Raw genomic sequence first — 17695 nt, 5'->3', positions numbered from 1 at the left:
CCGGAGCTGGCCGGCGTGCCCGGCGCCACCGACGGCACCTTTCTTTGGGCCATGAAGGGCATTCCCATTGTGACCATGGGTGCCGGTGATCGCTATGTGCCGCACCAGGTGGACGAGTGGGTGGACCTGGATCAACTGGTGGAAACCGCCCGCATCTATGCCCTCACAGGTCTGCACTACCTCTGGCCCGACGACCGCGGTTGATGTTGGCATGGGGCCTCAAGTCGCTTTGACTATTTTTCGAATCCCTGTAAAATGAGGAGCATCATGAAAATTGCAATGATCGGCGCAGGTGCCATGGGCAGCCTCTTCGGTGCGTTGTTGGCCGAGGCCGGCGAAACCGTGACCCTGCTGGACATCCGCCAGGATCATGTGGATGCGGTGAACGCAAACGGTCTGTCCATCGAAAGCGCTGGCCGGCTGCGGTCCGTACGGGTACCGGCCACCAGCGACCCGGACCGGATCGGAAAGGTGGATCTGGCGTTCTTTTTCGTCAAGTCCGTGCATACCGCCGCTGCCGCCCAAACCGCCGCCCGACTGACCGCCGACGCAAGCCTGATCCTGACCCTGCAAAACGGCATGGGTAACGCCGAAGCGCTCTCCGAGACCATCCCTCCGGCCCGCATCGTCGCCGGCACGACGGCCCACGGGGCCACTTTTCTGAAATCGGGGGCGATCCGTCACGCCGGTACCGGCGAGACGGTCATCGGCGCCTGGCAAAAGCCGGCAGCCGCCGGGATCACGACGATTGCGAGATGCTCAACCGGGCCGGCATCGTCACCCGGGTGGTGGATGACGTTCAAGCCGTGCTGTGGGCCAAGCTTTTCATCAACATCGGCATCAACGCCATCACGGCGCTGACCGGCATCACCAATGGCCAGTTGCTGGACCGACCGGAAACCCGTCAGTTGGCCCGCGAAGCCGTCGAGGAGGCTGTCGCCGTTGCCCGTGCCCGCGGTGTGGTCGTCGACGGGGATCCCGTGGAAAAGGTCTTTCAGATCGCCGCCGCCACGGGCCCCAACCGTTCGTCCATGGGCCAGGATGTGGACCGTCACCGGTTGACCGAAATCGGTGCCATTAATGGTTTTATCACCCGCACGGCCGACACCCTCGGTGTGCCCGTACCAGTCAACCGGACCCTGACGGCGTTGGTGGAAACCCTTCAGAGCCACTATTGATGTCAAAGGAGACAAATCATGCCTGAAGCAAAAGTCAGTATACCGAGTATTATCCAGGCCAAGAAGGACGGCCGCAAGCTGGTGATGGTCACCGCCTACGACTACCCCTTCGGATTGATGGCCGATGAAGCCGGGGTGGACATGGTTCTGGTGGGCGACTCCCTGGGAATGGTCGTCCTGGGGCTCGAAGGAACGGTTGCCGTCACCCTGGAAATGATGATTCATCACATTCAGGCGGTGGTGCGCGGCTGCAAACGGCCGGTGGTGGTTGGCGACATGCCCTTCATGAGCTATAACACCGGCATTCGCGACGCCATCATCAATGCGGGACGGCTGATGAAGGAAGGCGGATGTGATTGCGTGAAGCTGGAAGGCGGGGTCGATTTCGCGCCGGTGGTCCAGGCCATCGTCAAGGCCGGAATTCCCGTCCAGGGCCACATCGGCCTCACGCCCCAGACCGCCAGCGCCTTGGGCGGGTTCAAGATTCAGGGCAAGGACGCCACCGCGGCCCGGCGCATCGTCGAGGATGCCAAGGCGATTGAGGCGGCCGGCGCCTTCTCCATCGTCGCCGAGGCGGTGCCCGCCCCCTTGGGGCGCCTGATCGCCGAATCGGTGGCCGTTCCGGTGATTGGCATCGCGCCGGCGTGGACGTGGACGGACAGGTGCTGGTGACCCATGACATGGTGGGGCTCTTCGACCGCTTCGTGCCCAAGTTTGTCAAGCAGTACACCAAAATCCGGCCCACGATCATCGAGGCCATCAAGGCCTATGGCGAGGAGGTCCGCACCTCGGCCTTCCCGGCTCCGGAAAACAGCTTCGGCATGTCCGCTGAGACCCTGGCCGAGGTGAAACAATCGATTAAAAAATCCTGAAACGCTTGAAACGGATCGCCCGCCGAACCTGCCGGCGGGCGATCGAACCGTGGACGGAGCCGCACACCAATGGGAACCCAACTGAGCCAACAGGAAATTCGTGTCCTCGGCTGCCTGATGGAAAAAGCCATGGCCACGCCGGAATACTATCCGTTATCCCTCAACGCCCTGACCAATGCCTGCAATCAGAAATCCAACCGGGAACCGGTGGTCGCCTGGGATGAACAGACCGTCGAGGAGGCCGTCGCGGACCTGGAAGCAAAAGGATGGGTCAATCGCAGCACCGTGGGACGGGTGCCCAAATTCGAGGAGCGCTTCACCCACCAACACAACATGGTTGCCTCGGAAGCGGCCGTTCTGTGCGTCCTTTTGCTGCGCGGCCCCCAAACGCCAGGTGCCATCCGCGGCCGCACCGAACGCCTGCATGCCTTTGACAGTCTGGAAGCCCTGCAGGAAACGTTGGACCGCTTGGTAGAGTGGGGGCATGTGCATCGGCTGCCGCGTTTGCCCGGCCACAAGGAGGTCCGTTTCATGCATCTGCTCGCCGGTGAATCCGATGCGGGTGCTGCGGAAGCGGTAGCCTCCGATGTCTTGCCTGCCGCAGCCGGAACCGATCGCCTGGCCCAGCTGGAGGCAAGGGTCGATGCATTGAACAGCGAGTTGGCCGATCTCAAGGCCATGTTTGATTCCTTTCGCCAACAATTCGAATAGAAGCCATCTCGAATAGGAGCCATCATGCAAAGCGGTTTCAAAAAATTACAAATCCGACTGGCTTGCCTCTTCCTGACTTGCCTCTTCATCGGCGGATGCCTGATGATAGGGGGGTGCGATGGCACCGAAAGCCGGGAAAAGGTCAATGACACGGTGGAAACCGTAACCGGGAAAAAAGACCTTGAGCACTATCAGCAGATGAAGGAGGATCTAAGCGACATCCAGTCCAAGGAGGCGGAACAGGCGGAACGATATCGCCAACTGGACCCGAATCCGAGGCAGGATTGATCAACCTTGACGGACCCCAACGCTGGAGGGTAAAGATTTCGTCACGATGGCCGAAAATGGGAAAAGGCAAAAAAATCAAAGCAGATTGGACGGATTCGCAAGCCTTGAGCTCGGGCTTTTGACGCGTCCGTCAGAAGTGATATTTTGAAAAATAGGAATCATTCACCATGGGGGATCGGGTAAAGCTATCGGGTAGCAAGTTGACGCAACTGTTCAATACGCTGATTGCGGAAAAAGTGATTCTCTCCATGTATATCGTCGGCACCGAATTCGATCGTCTCACCTATATTGCCGGACTGGAGGAAGCCGAGGACGGAAGGTACCTGCTCATCGATCTCCCCGAAGATTTCACGGAGGCTGGGCGCAATGATGAACCTCGGCAATTCCAATTCAACTTCAACGGGCCGGACCGGCTCGAATACATTTTCGGCACGGTCGGCGGCCATTTTGTGGGGAACCGGCTGAGAATACCGTTTCCGAAATATGTGGAGCGGTTGCAGCGGCGGTTGAATTTCCGCATCAACACCCAGCCCGGCACCCAAATGCATTTCAATCTGAAAAAGCTCCACGGGGTTCTGGAGTTGATCAACATCAGCCTGGGAGGCGCGTACGGGGTTCTCGCCAAACACAATTTCAAGTTTCTGCGCGGACCGATCCTGAAAAAGGAGCAGCTGATTTTTGACAGCAGCATTGTCTTTCCCGGCAGTTGCGAGGCACCTGGTGATACGGTTTACGTCCACAAGGCAGAAGTCATCCGGGTCGAACACGATGCGGAAAGGGACGCCTATCGCTTCGCCCTGAAATTTTGTGCCATGGAAAAAGAGGAGAAGCAACGGCTCACCCAGGCCATTTACGACCTTCAACGCCGTTATCTCCGTTTTCGAAAATAATCGCATGGAAACCAAGTGAGGGAGTTTTTAAATGGCCGTCATTACCAAATATGTGGTGGTGCGCAATGGCGTTGAACTGGACCGGGAGTTTCTGGTCAAGAAGGAAGCCGAGGCCTACGATAAGATGTTGGACGCCGCCGACAACCTGGCGGCCTTTATCAAGGGCGGGGGACTGGAGATCAGTTTGGATGACGCCACCATCGACGCCGTATCGGTCTTCCTGGCCCAGAACGGCCCCGAAGTAACCCGAATCCTAAAGGGGCTGGCACCCGTCGCCCCCCCCGCGCCGGAGACGAATGTGGGAAACAGCGAGGCCGGCAACACAGAACCCAAGCGCAAGTCGCCGGCGGCGAAAACCAAAGGCAAATAGCCCTCCCCCATGGCTCCCATCAGCAAACAAGCGGCGGACGCCTGGGACCGCGTTCTCGATGCGGCCAGTGCCTTGGCCGAACTGATCGAAACCAGCGGAATCCGGATCGGCGAGGAGGATCTGGAAGAGCTGACGATTTTCCTGGCGGCCAACGGACCGACCGTACGCAATATGGTCAAGCACCTGAAAGGCCCATGGCCACCGGGCGGGACCGATGCGTACCGGTGACCGGCACCACGCCCGTAACGACGGTTTTATGGAAAGTGGCAAGGCCTTGCGGGGCTTGTAAAAACGTACGCGTTCACAGGGTTGAAATAACCAATGTTTTGTAACTTCCGGATCAGTAAGCGTTTACAGGGTGCCGCAGATGTGCGGCGCCGGGCATGCAGACGTATTGGTCATACTTCAAGTGCCCGGCAACAAAGCAGATGTGGTGCCCTGTGAACGCTTACGTAAAAACAGCTGCCGCCGGTTATTTAAAGGCGGGAGGACCGCCCTTCAACAGCCATTTATTGAGCTTCTCCTGATAGGTCCAGGTCTGCTGGTAGCCGGTCTTTTTCAGAATAACATTGTTTAAAAAAAAGTAACTGACCTCGACCTCCTGATCGACGGTGGAGCGGTCTTTTGCCACGTGCACCTGGAGAATTTTGTAATCGACGATCCTGATGCCGCCGAATCGTTTCAGGCAGTCCTGCCGCGTCATGGCCGCCGGATCCACGAACTGGCAGATGGAATTGAAATCGGAAACGCGCATGGCGGTCTCATAGGTGTCCAGGGTTCTGCCGTACTGCTCCATTTTGTTTTTTTCCGAATAAAAGGCGCACCCCAACGGCAGGCAACCCAGCACCCCAATGAGGAGCATCAGCTTTTTCATCACACACCCCCATATGATTTCGATGGAAAACGGAAAATTGTAATAAATCATAAATGGCTATGGCGATCAACCGCAACGTTGAACACCAAGGAGCGTATCATGGAGAAAACCGTATTGGTTCCGGTGGCTGACGGAACCGAAGAGCTGGAGGCCGTCGCGATCATCGACGTATTGCGGCGAGCGGGTGCAACGGTCACGGTGGCATCCGTCACCGGCAAGCGTCAGATTACCGCCTCGCGCGGGGTGGTGATCGTGGCCGACGATCTGATCGAAAACTGCGTGAACACGAATTACGATCTGGTGGTGTTGCCCGGAGGGATTCCCGGTGCCGAACACCTGCGGGACAGCAAGGCCCTTTCCCGCATCCTGAAGCTTCAGCAGGAACAGGATCGGCTGTATGGTGCCATTTGTGCCAGTCCGGCGGTGGTCCTGGAGCCCCAGGGGCTGCTGAAAGGCCGCCAGGCCACCTGCCATCCCGGTTTCGTTGACCGCTTGAGCGACACGGCCAGCGTCGATCAACGCGTGGTGGTGGACGGGACCTGTCTCACCAGTCGCGGGGCGGGAACGGCCGTTGAGTTCGCCCTGGCATTGGTCGAACAGCTTTACGGGAAGGACAAACGGGAGGCCGTCGCCACCCCGATGGTGGTATAGAAAACCGCATCCTAAAAATAAACCCTTAACCGTTAGGATCCTGACGTGAAAATAATGATCTGTGGAAAAGGCGGCAGCGGCAAAAGCACCCTGACCACCCTTTTGGCCCGGGAACTGAACCAGCGCGGCAAGACAGTGCTGGTCGTGGATGCCGATGAATCCAACTTGTGCCTGCATCGTCTGCTGGGCGCCCGCATGCCCGATATTCTCATGGATGCCATGGGCGGACGCAAAGGCGTCAAAGAAAAACTCACCCCATCGGCCCTTCAAAATCCTGAAACCGCTTTTCTCAAGGATCCCCTGACCCTGGCGGACATCCCGGCGGCGTGCCTGGCCGAGGCCGACGGCATCAAGCTGCTGGTCGTCGGTAAGATTCAACGTTTCGGCGAGGGCTGTGCCTGCATGATCGGCAACATCTCCAAAACCGTGCTTTCGCGTTTGCGCGAAACGGCGAATGAAGTGGTCCTGATCGACGCCGAGGCCGGCCTGGAGCACTTCGGCCGGCGGGTGGATGCCGGATGCGATCTGATCCTGTGCGTGGTCGATCCGAGTTACGAATCGTTTGCCTTGGCCGACAACGTCCAGCGCATGGCCGGCGCCGCCGGCATCGAAGTGGCGTATGTCTTGAACAAGGTCAACGATGCCATCCGCGAGACCATGACCACCCGGCTGGACGCCAAACCAGTGGTGGCCAGCATCCCCCACGACGAGACGCTTTTCACCCAGAGTTTCAACGGCGAGGCCTTGGATGGCAACCCTACCGCCGTGGAACCGATCATCCACCATATCGAAACCTTCAAAAAACCGATCAACTTTAATGTGCTCTGACCGTTAACGATCCATGGGGGTGGCGGGGCATGGATGCGTGGGGCGCGTCGGCAGGGCGTTAGAGGATGTCATGCCGGGCGCCCCAGGCCGCAGCCTGGGCCCGGTCGTTGACGCCGATTTTATTGAAAATGTGAATCACATGACTTTTGACGGTGTGGGGTGAGATCTTAAGCGCCGCGGAGATTTCACGATTGGTCGCGCCGTCGGCCACCTGCCGCAAGACCTGGATTTCCCGTGCGGTCAAGGGGGCCGGCAGCCCGGCATTGGCCCTGGCGATGGCTTCGCGGCGTTCCTTGGCAAGGGTCGACAATTGCATCTGGAGCGTGCGGATTTTTGCCTCCCGATGTCCGATCTGTTCTCGCAAGCGCGTCGTGTCGATATCGAGGGATACCGTCCGCACCAGTTTCCCCTGTTGGTCATAAACGGGGAATGTGGCTTTCTCTTCAATGGGCCGGGCCAGATGGGGGCACTTCTCCATGGCGGTCCGTCCACGGGAGAGCGCTGCGGCAAAGGCGAGACAGGTGGCCAAACCGCAACGCCGGCAGTTGGTTCCCGGCAGCAACCGATAGATGTCCACGGCGGACACGGGTTTATAGGTTTTATGGTTGGGCGTAATGCGGGCACATCGGGTGGCGATGTCCGTGATGAAATCGAGCAAGCGCGGTAAAAAGGTCAGGGCGTCTGCCATCGTGCGCACCGGTGTAAATGCGCCTTGGTGGGGATAAAAGGCGCAGAGCCGCTCTTCCAAAAGGAATTTGATATACACCGGCCGATCATAAAATTGGGCATGGGCGGCAACGGCATTGATGAACGGAAAGAGCGGCGACAGATCGCAGCCCACCTCGAATCGCGCACCACTGGCGCCACAGGCAACCTCGGCCGACTGGCCGGCCAGTGGACCGGATGAAAACAGCCTCAAGGAGCTGTAGGCCAGGCTGAAATCGTGGGGCTTCGTGGCGGTCGGCGTTTTCATAGGGCATGCTTCCAATGCCGGAATGCGGCTTCTTCACATTGCTCGCGGATCGGGGCCAGGCTCTTCAAAGAAGATCCGATCATAAAAAACCCGCCCTTCAAGGCAATCCCTTTTTCACGCCCGCCCTAGCATGGCCATCTCGCCTTCATCCACGCAAAAAAAATCATCGGATCCCCCATTTGGGGGATTTCAAGCGCTCTCCCGTGACCTATGATCGCGGGCAATCGACACAATCCCCAACCCAGGAGATCCCCATGCCCGCATTTCAAAATCTCATGCAAGTGTTTACCCTGTTGGACAAATCCAATTGTCGCCAATGCAATGAAAAGACATGCATGGCCTTTGCCGCGGCCGTCTTCAGCGGTCGTCGGCCGCTCTCCGATTGCCCCCGGGTGCCACCGGAGATCGCCAGTCGGGCAGACCGGCAGTCCCACACCCAGGCGTCGCCCCCGGACGAGGTGGAACAGCAGCTGGCCGACTTACGCGCGCGATTGGTCACCGTGGACATGGCCGATGCGGCCCGGCGCACCGGCGCCGAACGAAGGGGTAATCGGCTGATCGTAAAAATCATGGGCAAGGATTTCGCCGTGGATGCCAACGGCAAGATTTACACGGATATCCACGCCAACCCGTGGGTCACGATCCCGGTGCTCAATTACATCCTGCACTGCAAGGGGGCGCCGGTCCAAGACCAATGGGTACCGCTGCGCGAGCTGCCCAGCGGCGGCGATTGGTACCGGCTGTTCGGCCAGCGCTGCGAAAAACCGATGAAGAAAATTGCCGATGTCTATCCTGAATTGTTCTCCGACTTGGTCGACATATTCAACGGTCAGCCGGTCGGCGGTCAGTTCCAGGCGGATGTGGCCCTGGTGTTGCGTCCCTTGCCCCGGATTCCCCTGTTGATTTGCTACTGGCAGGCAGAGGATGGCATGGAATCCAACCTGAACCTGTTCTTCGATGCCAGTGCCGAAGCCAACCTGGGCATCAGCGGGATTTACGCCCTGGGCACCGGCATCACCCGCATGTTCGAAAAGCTTGCCCAGCGCCATGGGATCGGCTGAAGTGCCCATCGCCAGGGCCTTCAGTGGCGCCGTAAAACGCCTGGAAAAGCAATGCCTGGCGATGGGCGGCCATGCCGCCGGCGGCCCTGCGGGACACCGATCATGAGTGAGGATACCAGAACTTGAACACCTGGGTGCCGGTATCGGTTTTGATCATGCAGATAACCCCGTAGTTGCCCGGCACCGGAAAAGTGAAGTTGCCGGCCAGGATCCCGTTGTAATTCTTAAGCGGACTGACCTGTTCGGATTTGTCGGGGGCGATCACCTTGATCTTGCCCACGGCATTCTTGATGGTCGCACCGCCGCCGGCCGGTTTGAGGTCAACCATGATGTGGTGGGTCTCTCCCTTGTCCGAGGTCATGTTCATGCTGGCCAGGCGCATCACCTGAAAGGTGGCTTCGATATCGCCCTCGGTAGCCGTGTGTTTGTAGGTATCCCCCATGCCGGCATGCCCCATGGATGGGTCGGCGGCATCCTTGTCCATCGGTTTGTCCGCGGGCATGGCCATGGCGTCACCATGGCTGCCGTGCTCCTGCATGGCCAGTCCGGGAATCGCGGCCAGGGCGATCATCAATACGGAAAAAAGAAGCGTTCGTTTCATCATGCTTATCCTCCAGGGTTGAGATAAACCGCGACTAACGCGGCAGTCCAATGTTTGGTAACGTCCGGTTCGGTAAGCGTTTGCAGGGTGCCGCAGATGTGCGGTGCCCTGTGAACGCTTATGTTTTTCATGGGGCAGTCGCCATCCACGCCACAGCCCATAGATGGCCGGCACCACGATCAAGGTCAGCAGGGTGGCGCTGAGCATGCCACCCACCATGGGCGCCGCGATCCGTTTCATCACTTCCGAGCCGGTTCCCTGCCCCCACATGATGGGCATCAGGCCAGCCATGGTGGAAATCACGGTCATCATCTTGGGCCGCACCCGCAGGGCGGCGCCCTCTTCGATGGCGGCGCTCAGATGGCGGCGATTGAACGCCAGGCCGTGTGTCTGGCGGGCGTTCATATAGGCGAGATCCAGGTAAATCAGCATGACCACCCCGGTCTCGGCGGCCACCCCGGCCAGGGCGATGAAGCCGACGCTGACGGCCACGCTCATGTTGTAGCCCAGAAGGTACATTAGCCACAGGCCGCCGGTGAGGGCGAAGGGTACGCTGAGCATCACGATAAGACTTTCGGTCACGTTCTTGAAATTCAGGTAAAGCAGCACGAAGATGATCGCCAGGGTCATGGGCACCACCAGCATCAGGCGCTTTTGGGCCCGCAGCATATACTCGTACTGCCCGCTCCAGACCATGCTGTAGCCCGGCGGCAGGACGATTTTCTCGGCCACGGCGGCCTTGGCCCGCTTGACGTAAGTGCCCACATCCACGTTGGCGATATCGATGTAAATCCAGGCGTTCTTGCGTGAATTCTCACTCTTGATCACCGGTGGTCCCTTGCGGATGCGGATGTCCGCCAGCTGGCCGATGGGCACCTGGGCCCCGCTGGGTGTGGGCACGAGGATTCGGCGCAGCTTTTCCGGCGTGTCGCGCAGTTCGCTGCCGTAGCGCAGGTTGACCGGGTAGCGCTCCAGCCCCTCGACGGTCTGGGTGATGTTCATCCCCCCTATCGCCGTCATGATGATGTCCTGCACGTCTCCCACGGTCAGTCCGTAGCGCGCCGCCTCGCTGCGGCGGATGTCGTAATCGAGAAAATTCCCTCCCGTGACCCGTTCGGAATAGACGCTGAGCGTCCCGGCCACCTCGCGGATCACCGCCTCGACCTTCTCGCCCATATCGGAAAGGACCTGCAGGTCGTCACCCATGAGCTTGATGCCCACGGGGGTCTTGATGCCCGTGGAGAGCATGTCGATGCGGGTCTTGATGGGCATGGTCCAGGCGTTGGTCAGGCCGGGAAACTGGATCGCCTGGTCCAGCTCCTCGATCAACTTCTCCGGGGTCATGCCCGCGCGCCACTGATCCCGGGGCTTGAGGGTGATCGTGGTCTCCAGCATGGTCAGCGGCGCCGGGTCGGTGGCGCTTTCCGCGCGCCCGGCCTTGCCAAAGACAGTGGCCACCTCGGGAAAGGATTTGATGATGCGGTCGGTCTGCTGGAGCAGTTCCCTGGCCTTGGTGATGGAGATGCCCGGCAGGGTGGTGGGCATGTACAGCAGGTCGCCTTCATTAAGGGGCGGCATGAATTCGGAGCCCATGTTACGCCAGGGAATATAACTGGCGGCCAGGATCACCACGGCCGCGATCACCACGGCGACCTTTTTCTTCAGCACCCATCGGATCACGGGCTGGTAGATCCGGATCATGAAGCGGTTGACCGGATTCTCGTTTTCCGACCGGATGCGCCCCCTCACCATGTAACCCATCAGGATGGGGACGATGGTCACCGCCAGCAAGGCCGAGCCCACCATGGCATAGGTCTTGGTGAAGGCCAAGGGCTTGAACAGGCGGCCCTCCTGGGATTCCAGGGTGAAAACGGGCAGGAAGCTGATGGCCGTGATCAAGAGGGAGAAGAAGAGTGCCGGTCCCACCTCCTTGGCCGCGTCGGTGATCAGCTCCCAGTGGGGCTTGGACCGGCCGTACTTCTCGATGTGCTTGTGGGCGTTCTCGATCATGACGATGGCCGCGTCCACCATGGCACCGACGGCAATGGCGATGCCCCCCAGGCTCATGATGTTGGCGTTGATGCCCTGACGCTGCATGATGATGAAGCTGATCAAGACGCCCACCGGCAGGGTAAAAATGCCCACGAGGGCACTGCGCAAATGGAAGAGAAACACCACGCACACCAGGGCCACGATCAGGATCTCCTCCACCAGGGTGTGCTTGAGCGTGGCAATGGCCCGCTGGATCAGGGACGACCGGTCATAGGCGGTTTTCACCGTGACGCCTTCGGGCAGGCCGGATTTCAGCTCATCCAGGCGGGCCTTGACCTTCCGGATCACCGCCAGGGCGTTTTCCCCGTAGCGCATGATCACCACGCCGCCGACCACCTCCCCCTCGCCGTCGGCCTCGGCGATGCCCCGCCGCAACTCCGGCCCCAGGCGGATCGTGGCCACATTGCGCAGCAGGATCGGAATGCCGCGCGCGCCCACATCCAGCGGCACATTGTAAAGATCCTCGATGCTTTTGATATAGCCCCGGCCACGGACCATGAATTCGGTTTCGCCCATCTCCACCAGGCGACCGCCCACGTCGGCATTGCTGCGCTGGATGGCCGCGCGGACCTTCTGGATGGGAATGTTGAAGGCCCGCAGCTTGTTGGGATCCACGACCACCTGATACTGCTTGACGAAACCGCCCACCGTGGCCACCTCGGAAACCCCCGGCACACTGGCCAGTTCGTAGCGCAGGAACCAGTCCTGGATCGAACGCAGCTGGGCCAGGTCGTGACGGTCGCTCTCCAGGGTATACTGGAAGACCCAGCCCACACCGGTGGCGTCCGGGCCCAGGGAGGGCGTTACGCCCCGGGGCAGGCGACCGGCCACGAAATTTAGGTATTCCAACACCCGGCTGCGGGCCCAGTAGAGGTCGGTGCCGTCCTCGAAGATGATGTAGACGAAGGAGACCCCGAAGAAGGAGTAACCCCGCACCACCCGTGCGAAGGGTACCGCCAGCATGGCCGTGGTCAGCGGATAGGTGACCTGGTCCTCCACCACCTGGGGCGCTGGCCCGCATACTCGGTGTACACGATCACCTGCACGTCGGACAGGTCCGGAATGGCATCCAGGGGGGTGTGGGTAATGGCATAGATCCCGGCGGCGATGGCGAACAGGGTCACCAGGGACACCATGAGTTTGTTCTTGATGGAGAGTTCGATGACGTTGGCGATCATGGCCGCGTTTCCCCCTGCCCACCGCTCTCGGCCGGCGGCGCGTCATCCATGGTCATGCCCGCCATGTCCAGATCCTCGTCCATGGTGAGCGACTCCATATCCAATCCATCGGCGTCACCGCCCGTCGCCGCTGCGGCGCCGGTCTGCCGGACTTCGAGCATCTTGGCGATGGCCTCCTTGAGCCGGCTCTCCGAATCGAGCAGGAACTGGCCGGAGACAACGATCGCCTCCCCTTCCGCCAGGCCGCCCAACACCTCGAACAGGTAGTCGTCGCCCTCCACCCCGAGGGTGATGTCCCGGGCCTCGAAGCTGCCTTTCCCGCGGGCGACGAAGACCCGTTTTCTCACCCCGCTGTCGATCACCGCTTCCTGGGGCACCACCAGCCGGTCCCCGGGCAGGCGACTCTTCAGATAGACGTTGGCGTACATTCCCGGTTTAAGGACGTTGTCCGGGTTGGGGAAGGACAACCTGAGACGCGCGGTCCGGGTCTTGGGGTCCAGATAGGGGTAGACGAAGAGTACTTCTCCGGCATAGCGTTTCCCCGGAAGGTAGGCCAGTTCCATTTCGGCCGGCATGCCCTTGTAGACCCAGGGCAGCTCGTACTCATAAACATCCACATCCACCCACACGGAGGAGAGGTCGGCGATCTCGTATTGGTGTTCGCCGGCCTTGACATAATGCCCTTTGAGGGCGATTTTGATAGTCACCACGCCCGATGCCGGCGAGAAGATGGTGATGGTCTTCCGGATGGTGCCCTGGCGCTCCAGATCCTTGATTTGCGCGTCGGTGAGGTCCCAGTAGGCCAGGCGGGTGCGGGAGGCCTCCAGCAGTTGCTTGCCGCCGGCGGTGGCGTTGAATTGCCGCAGGGCGATGAGGTACTCCTGCTGGGCCGTGAGCAGGTCGGGGCTGTAAATGTCGAACAATGGCTGGCCCTTCTTCACGGTCTCGCCCACATAATCCACATGCAGGGTCTCGATCCAGCCGTTGAACTTGGTGTTGACCGAGTAGACACCGGTCTCGTCGAAGGCGATCGTGCCGAAGGTACGGATCGTCTTGGAAAGGGGCCTGCGCTCCACGCGGCCCAGGCGAACCCCCATGTTCTGGCGGGTCACCGGGTCGATGCGGATGGTAGAACTGGGAGTCTTCTCACCATCATCGTCTTCCGCGTACACTGGCACCAGGTCCATGCCCATGGGCGATTTGCCTGGCGCGTCGCGAATGTAGGTGGGATCCATGGGCGCCACCCAGTATTTGATGGTCTTGCCGGTCTTGGGGTCCACCCTGCCGGCCTTGAGCACATCCGCCGCCATGGCCGTCGTCGTCCAGACGGAAGTACTTCCGTCTATCAAAACCGCCGTCACCGGAGCCACCCATAAAGCCATTGTGAGGCCAGGGATGATCCATATCCGTTTCGTCAGCATGCGTTCGATCCTTTCCGCATCATTCGTTCCATCTGGGCAGGGGGGCACCGATCCGACGCGCCAGTTCGGCCCGGGCGATGCCCAGGTCGCTGTTGCGGCGTTCACCGGCCAGACGGGTCTCCAGCCAAGCGTTGTAGGCGCCGATCACATCGGCGAAAGCGACGCTGCCCGAGGCGTATTCCCGGGTGGAAACCTCAAGGGCCGTTTCGGCCAAGGGTTGCAGGCGATCCTTGTACAACCGGCGCTCCCGCAGGGCGCGATCCACGTCGAACCATCCGCTGCGAACCATCATGCGCGTGCGCGCCTCGGCATCGGCAAGCTCCCTGCGCAGGCCTCCAGGTTGCGGCGGGTCTCCCGCAGATAGGCCTTCCGACTGCCGAACCAGGCGTTCGCGGGCACGCCCTTGCCGCGTGCCGGGGCGACCGTGGTGCCGAAACTCGGTTTCATGGCGCTGCTGCCCACCTGAAGGATGGCTTCGTCGGTGAACAGGGCGGCGTTTTGGGTAAAGGGCGGCTGGTCCATGGTCTCACCCATCTCGATCATGCGCTCCATTCTTCCCACCCTGGCCCGCAGGCGCCTCAGTTCCTGGCGCTTCTCCAAGGCCAGGGCGTAAAGCGGTTCCAGCTTGGGCAGGTCGAGTCTGGGTGTGTGGATCGACGGACTGGCGACGACCGATCCCGGGGCAAGATCAAAAAGAGACAGCAGGGCCGTCTCCTGGTTGGTTCGCATTCCGCTCAGGGTGGCCAGTTGGTCGACCAGCCGCTCGCGGCGCATGCGGATCTTGACCACATCCTGGTAGCTGGTCTTCCCGGCCCCGTAGCGGGTGGTGGCCACCGACTCCAGGTGGTTCAGACGATCGCGCATCTCCCGGGTGATGCGCTGGGCCTGGTGGGTGTAGACCAGGTCCCAATAGACCGTGAATGCCTGGGCCAGATTGTCCCGATAGACGAGATCCAGGGTCTCCTTCCGGGCGGCCACATTCTTCTCGACCACCTGTCCCTTGAGGCCATCACGCCGGGAAAGGGGAAGGTCGTCCGAACCGTCTGCATGCCCACCATGGGCCCCACCCCGGGCATGACGCCCTCGGTGAAGGCCGAATACTGGCGCAGGATCTCCTCCAGCCCGGCCACCTGGTCAAAGCCTTCCAGGGCGGCCTTAAAACGCGCCTCGGCGGCCTTCACGGCCGGGCTGCGCGCGCGGATGAGGGTCTGTACGATCTCCGGCGTCAACATTTTCTGCCGCATGCCGCGGGCCTTACCATCGTCGATGGCCGCACCGCCACTGGTCGGCAACGTCCCGCCGTGCTCGGCCGCCGCGGCGGGATCATGGATGGCCGCTTCCCAGCGCTCGCGCATGCGCTGGAGCGTCTGCACGGCCGATTGGAAATCATCATCGCCCTTGGGCACGGCGGCGAGGGGAAGTTCCGGGACGTGCAAAATCACCGGGGGCGCATAGGTCTCCAGTTCCCGCTTCAGGTCCCGGTATCCGGCGAGAGCGGGTCCGGCAAAAAGGATTGCGGCCAGCAGCAAGGGCACGATCTTCATGGCGCCACCTTTGGAGCTGTCGGCTGCAACCGTTCCGACGAGGTTCCGGAGAGAGGCGCACCGGCCATGCGCTCGAGCCGCGCCAGGTTGATGCCGTAATCCGCCCGGGCGCGCGCCAGGGCCAACTGGAAGTTGTACCAGACCGACTGGGTCTCGATGAAATCGGTAAAGGCGGATTCGCCCTCGCGGTACCAGGTCTCGGCGGTCTCCATGGCGCGGGCCGCCTGGGGAATCAGGTCGGTCTCGTAGAGCGTCACGATGCGCTGGGCATTGCGGGCTTTGAAGTAGAGGTTACGGACCGTGGTGCGAATGGTGTTGGTGCGGGCGACCTTTTCCGCGCGGGCCGCCGATCGTTCGGCCAGGGCCTTCTCCACCCGGCTGCTGTTGCGGCCGAACCACAGGGGAATGGAGATGCCCGCCTGCACACCGAAGGCATCCCGTCCAGCATCCTCGGGAACCATGATCACATCCGGCTGGCCGATCCCGGCATAGAAGAGACCGACCTTGAACTCCGGCAGGTTCTGATAGCGAGCCAGGGAGACGCCGGCCTCACGCTTGTCGATGCTCGCCTGGGCCATCTGAATGTCTTCCTGGTTGGCTTCGGCCAGTTGGTAGATGGCCTCCAGTTCCACGCTCAAGGGGGCGAACATCGGGGATTGCAGATCGCCGATGACCGCGTCGACCGGGCGGTTGAGCAGGCCGTTGAGGCGGGTGGTTTCGGTGGCTTCGAGTTCTTCCAAGAGAAGCGCATCGTATTGTAGCTGGCCCTTTTGGGATTGGGCCTTGATGACGTCCGTGTAGGTGGCCCGGTCGTCCGCGTGGGCGGTTTCAGCGAGCGTGACGAGATGATCGAGCAGGTCGGCGTTATGGCGCGAAACAGTTCGGGCCTGGCGGATGTACCATAATTCATAGAAGGATTCGCGCACGGCCAGCATGGTCTCCTTGACCGTCTTGTCCAGCTTCAGCCGGGCCATGCGGGCGTCGGCGGCCACCATTTCCCCGGCCTTGGAAAGCTTGCCGGGAAAGGGAATCGTCTGGGAAAGCTGGGCGTTCCAGTCCTGGGGGCCCAGACGGGTTTCGATGGGCTCGGGAAACCAGGTCACCATCAACTGGGGATTCGGGTATGCGGTGGTGACGCGATGGTTCTCCACGGTGGCCCGCCACATCTCCCGGGCCTGCAAAATGGAGGGATTGTTGGCATAGGCCTCGTCGACCAGGTCGGCCAGGCGAACGGTACCGGCCTGCGGCGGCAAGGGTTCGGCCGCCCCGGTACCCGGGGCCTGAAAAAACAAAAGCCCCAGCAGCAGGACCAGGCCGGTATGCCATCGGAACTGGACCGAATGGATGATTGGACGTCGGTTGATCGGTGAAGGATGATCCATGGGTTGCGCCTCGACAATGTTGTGCTCCAAACAGGCCAGGCCTGCCGTACCAGTCTCGCCCTTCCTCATCAAAGGGCGTGCCAACAACGCAACAAATTGTTATTAAAGAAAATACTGATCAACCTAATTCTGTTGCGGCACCTGAGGTGCGCAATGTTTACGCAGAATCGAGGATGGCTTCGGCCGGATGCGAAAAAAATTAGCGGTTCAAGGCTGAGTTCCAAGCCACCGGCGATGACAAGCAGACACGGATTGATGAATAAGCAACCACGGCAGGCAGTTACAGAAGATGGTCGACGCGCCGCACCGGTGCGCAATAAATTTGCACCTGAAAAAGGAACGTATTATGTTCAAGGTTCCAGCGGCACACGGCTAACCCCCTGGGCCTTGACAGTTCACCCGAGAAACGGAATCGGCCATGACCGAGGTCCCCCGTCGACAACTCTATTGGACGGCGCTCTCCATTCTCTTCGTCGTCATGATCCTGCTGGTTTTCATCAGCGTCTCCACCTATCGGAATTTTAACCGAGACCGGGATGCGACCCTGCAGGCGGTTCATCGCCAGGCACTGACCCTGATCAACGCGCTGGAAGCCGGTGCGCGCGCCGGCATGATGACCCAGAAGGCCGGCCAGGATGTCATCGGCCATCTGGTCCATGAGATCGGTCGTTCCGCCGACGTCAATTATCTCTATCTGGCCAATGCCGCCGGGGACGTGGTGTATCACTCGATCCCCTCCCTGGAAGGCACCCGGGCCCTGTGGCGGCCGCGCTTCGACCTTGCCGACGAAGTCCGAACGCGAACCCGGACGCTGCCCGACG

At 60.7% G+C, this 17695-nt stretch carries 18 protein-coding genes and 2 pseudogenes; 13 read left to right on the top strand and 7 right to left on the bottom strand.

The window, feature by feature from the left end; translation table 11 throughout:
* The 9 genes and pseudogenes from JCM12296_RS24090 to JCM12296_RS24055 all read left to right on the top strand — a co-directional run.
* A partial coding sequence (locus JCM12296_RS24090; protein WP_157067856.1) for a M20/M25/M40 family metallo-hydrolase occupies positions 1-204 on the top strand: 204 nt, incomplete at its 5' end.
* A 63-nt stretch (positions 205-267) separates the two neighbouring features.
* Entirely contained in the window at positions 268-861 is a 594-nt protein-coding gene (locus JCM12296_RS36940; RefSeq protein ID WP_172684068.1) for a ketopantoate reductase family protein, read from the top strand.
* Complete coding sequence (locus JCM12296_RS36935) at positions 807-1178, top strand: ketopantoate reductase family protein (RefSeq protein WP_172684067.1); 372 nt, start codon at positions 807-809, stop codon at positions 1176-1178. The genes JCM12296_RS36940 and JCM12296_RS36935 overlap by 55 nt, the downstream gene beginning before the upstream one ends.
* An 18-nt stretch (positions 1179-1196) precedes the next feature.
* A pseudogene (gene panB / locus JCM12296_RS24080) lies at positions 1197-2050 on the top strand (3-methyl-2-oxobutanoate hydroxymethyltransferase).
* A gap of 69 nt (positions 2051-2119) precedes the next feature.
* Positions 2120-2761 (top strand): YceH family protein, encoded by a 642-nt coding sequence (locus tag JCM12296_RS24075; RefSeq protein WP_054698785.1) that lies wholly within the window; start codon positions 2120-2122, stop codon positions 2759-2761.
* A 24-nt stretch (positions 2762-2785) separates the two neighbouring features.
* On the top strand, positions 2786-3049 hold the full coding sequence (locus JCM12296_RS24070; protein WP_054698783.1) for a YtxH domain-containing protein: 264 nt from the start codon (positions 2786-2788) through the stop codon (positions 3047-3049).
* Between the two features lie 167 nt (positions 3050-3216).
* Entirely contained in the window at positions 3217-3939 is a 723-nt protein-coding gene (locus JCM12296_RS24065; RefSeq protein ID WP_054698780.1) for a PilZ domain-containing protein, read from the top strand.
* A 31-nt stretch (positions 3940-3970) separates the two neighbouring features.
* The gene (locus JCM12296_RS24060; protein ID WP_083456463.1) at positions 3971-4309 is read left to right on the top strand and encodes a YebG family protein; all 339 of its coding nucleotides are present in this window, start codon (positions 3971-3973) and stop codon (positions 4307-4309) included.
* Positions 4310-4318: 9 nt separating this feature from the next.
* Positions 4319-4537 (top strand): YebG family protein, encoded by a 219-nt coding sequence (locus JCM12296_RS24055; protein ID WP_054698778.1) that lies wholly within the window; start codon positions 4319-4321, stop codon positions 4535-4537.
* Positions 4538-4781: 244 nt separating this feature from the next.
* Here the strand turns inward: JCM12296_RS24055 and JCM12296_RS24050 are convergent, their stop codons facing one another.
* Positions 4782-5183, bottom strand: a complete 402-nt coding sequence (locus JCM12296_RS24050; RefSeq protein ID WP_157067855.1) for a hypothetical protein — start codon at positions 5181-5183, stop codon at positions 4782-4784.
* Between the two features lie 99 nt (positions 5184-5282).
* On the opposite strand from JCM12296_RS24050, the gene JCM12296_RS24045 reads away from it, so the two are divergent.
* Entirely contained in the window at positions 5283-5834 is a 552-nt protein-coding gene (locus JCM12296_RS24045) for a DJ-1 family glyoxalase III (RefSeq protein ID WP_054698774.1), read from the top strand.
* Positions 5835-5888: 54 nt separating this feature from the next.
* A complete protein-coding gene (locus JCM12296_RS24040) occupies positions 5889-6662 on the top strand; it encodes an ATP-binding protein (protein ID WP_054698772.1) in 774 nt (257 codons plus the stop codon).
* Between the two features lie 58 nt (positions 6663-6720).
* Here the strand turns inward: JCM12296_RS24040 and JCM12296_RS24035 are convergent, their stop codons facing one another.
* Positions 6721-7635 (bottom strand): LuxR C-terminal-related transcriptional regulator, encoded by a 915-nt coding sequence (locus JCM12296_RS24035; protein WP_054698770.1) that lies wholly within the window; start codon positions 7633-7635, stop codon positions 6721-6723.
* 254 nt (positions 7636-7889) lie between these two features.
* Between JCM12296_RS24035 and JCM12296_RS24030 the strand changes: the two genes are divergently transcribed.
* Complete coding sequence (locus tag JCM12296_RS24030) at positions 7890-8696, top strand: DUF3786 domain-containing protein (RefSeq protein WP_054698787.1); 807 nt, start codon at positions 7890-7892, stop codon at positions 8694-8696.
* Positions 8697-8796: 100 nt separating this feature from the next.
* On the opposite strand, the pseudogene JCM12296_RS24025 reads toward JCM12296_RS24030, so the two are convergent.
* The 5 genes and pseudogenes from JCM12296_RS24025 to JCM12296_RS24000 form a co-directional block, all read right to left on the bottom strand.
* Positions 8797-12485 (bottom strand): annotated as a pseudogene (locus tag JCM12296_RS24025) (efflux RND transporter permease subunit).
* A gap of 38 nt (positions 12486-12523) precedes the next feature.
* On the bottom strand, positions 12524-13948 hold the full coding sequence (locus tag JCM12296_RS24020; RefSeq protein WP_054698768.1) for an efflux RND transporter periplasmic adaptor subunit: 1425 nt from the start codon (positions 13946-13948) through the stop codon (positions 12524-12526).
* A 19-nt stretch (positions 13949-13967) separates the two neighbouring features.
* Positions 13968-14240, bottom strand: a complete 273-nt coding sequence (locus JCM12296_RS24015) for a TolC family protein (protein ID WP_054698766.1) — start codon at positions 14238-14240, stop codon at positions 13968-13970.
* Positions 14237-14941: a TolC family protein gene (locus JCM12296_RS24010; RefSeq protein WP_157067853.1), complete on the bottom strand. Its 705-nt coding sequence runs from the start codon at positions 14939-14941 to the stop codon at positions 14237-14239. The genes JCM12296_RS24015 and JCM12296_RS24010 overlap by 4 nt, the downstream gene beginning before the upstream one ends.
* Before the next feature lie 547 nt (positions 14942-15488).
* Positions 15489-16874, bottom strand: coding sequence for a TolC family protein (locus JCM12296_RS24000; protein ID WP_172684066.1), 1386 nt, complete (start codon positions 16872-16874; stop codon positions 15489-15491).
* 418 nt (positions 16875-17292) lie between these two features.
* Between JCM12296_RS24000 and JCM12296_RS23995 the strand changes: the two genes are divergently transcribed.
* Positions 17293-17695 (top strand): cache domain-containing protein (locus JCM12296_RS23995; RefSeq protein ID WP_157067852.1); only part of this gene is annotated, 403 nt, incomplete at its 3' end.

It is taken from the genome of Desulfosarcina cetonica JCM 12296 (genome assembly GCF_001311845.1).
Classification (GTDB): domain Bacteria; phylum Desulfobacterota; class Desulfobacteria; order Desulfobacterales; family Desulfosarcinaceae; genus Desulfosarcina; species Desulfosarcina cetonica.
Note: the sequence above shows the minus strand (reverse complement) of the source record. Positions and strands in the feature narration are given on the sequence as shown.

Excerpts from the sequence above, each read along its gene's own strand:
- JCM12296_RS36940 (WP_172684068.1), top strand. The coding sequence starts at position 268 with ATGAAAATTGCAATGATCGGCGCAGGTGCCATGGGCAGCCTCTTCGGT.
- JCM12296_RS24075 (WP_054698785.1), top strand. The coding sequence starts at position 2,120 with ATGGGAACCCAACTGAGCCAACAGGAAATTCGTGTCCTCGGCTGCCTG.
- JCM12296_RS24070 (WP_054698783.1), top strand. The coding sequence starts at position 2,786 with ATGCAAAGCGGTTTCAAAAAATTACAAATCCGACTGGCTTGCCTCTTC.
- JCM12296_RS24065 (WP_054698780.1), top strand. The coding sequence starts at position 3,217 with ATGGGGGATCGGGTAAAGCTATCGGGTAGCAAGTTGACGCAACTGTTC.
- JCM12296_RS24060 (WP_083456463.1), top strand. The coding sequence starts at position 3,971 with ATGGCCGTCATTACCAAATATGTGGTGGTGCGCAATGGCGTTGAACTG.
- JCM12296_RS24055 (WP_054698778.1), top strand. The coding sequence starts at position 4,319 with ATGGCTCCCATCAGCAAACAAGCGGCGGACGCCTGGGACCGCGTTCTC.
- JCM12296_RS24050 (WP_157067855.1), bottom strand. The coding sequence starts at position 5,183 with ATGAAAAAGCTGATGCTCCTCATTGGGGTGCTGGGTTGCCTGCCGTTG.
- JCM12296_RS24045 (WP_054698774.1), top strand. The coding sequence starts at position 5,283 with ATGGAGAAAACCGTATTGGTTCCGGTGGCTGACGGAACCGAAGAGCTG.
- JCM12296_RS24040 (WP_054698772.1), top strand. The coding sequence starts at position 5,889 with ATGATCTGTGGAAAAGGCGGCAGCGGCAAAAGCACCCTGACCACCCTT.
- JCM12296_RS24035 (WP_054698770.1), bottom strand. The coding sequence starts at position 7,635 with ATGAAAACGCCGACCGCCACGAAGCCCCACGATTTCAGCCTGGCCTAC.
- JCM12296_RS24030 (WP_054698787.1), top strand. The coding sequence starts at position 7,890 with ATGCCCGCATTTCAAAATCTCATGCAAGTGTTTACCCTGTTGGACAAA.
- JCM12296_RS24020 (WP_054698768.1), bottom strand. The coding sequence starts at position 13,948 with ATGCTGACGAAACGGATATGGATCATCCCTGGCCTCACAATGGCTTTA.
- JCM12296_RS24015 (WP_054698766.1), bottom strand. The coding sequence starts at position 14,240 with ATGATGGTTCGCAGCGGATGGTTCGACGTGGATCGCGCCCTGCGGGAG.
- JCM12296_RS24000 (WP_172684066.1), bottom strand. The coding sequence starts at position 16,874 with ATGGATCATCCTTCACCGATCAACCGACGTCCAATCATCCATTCGGTC.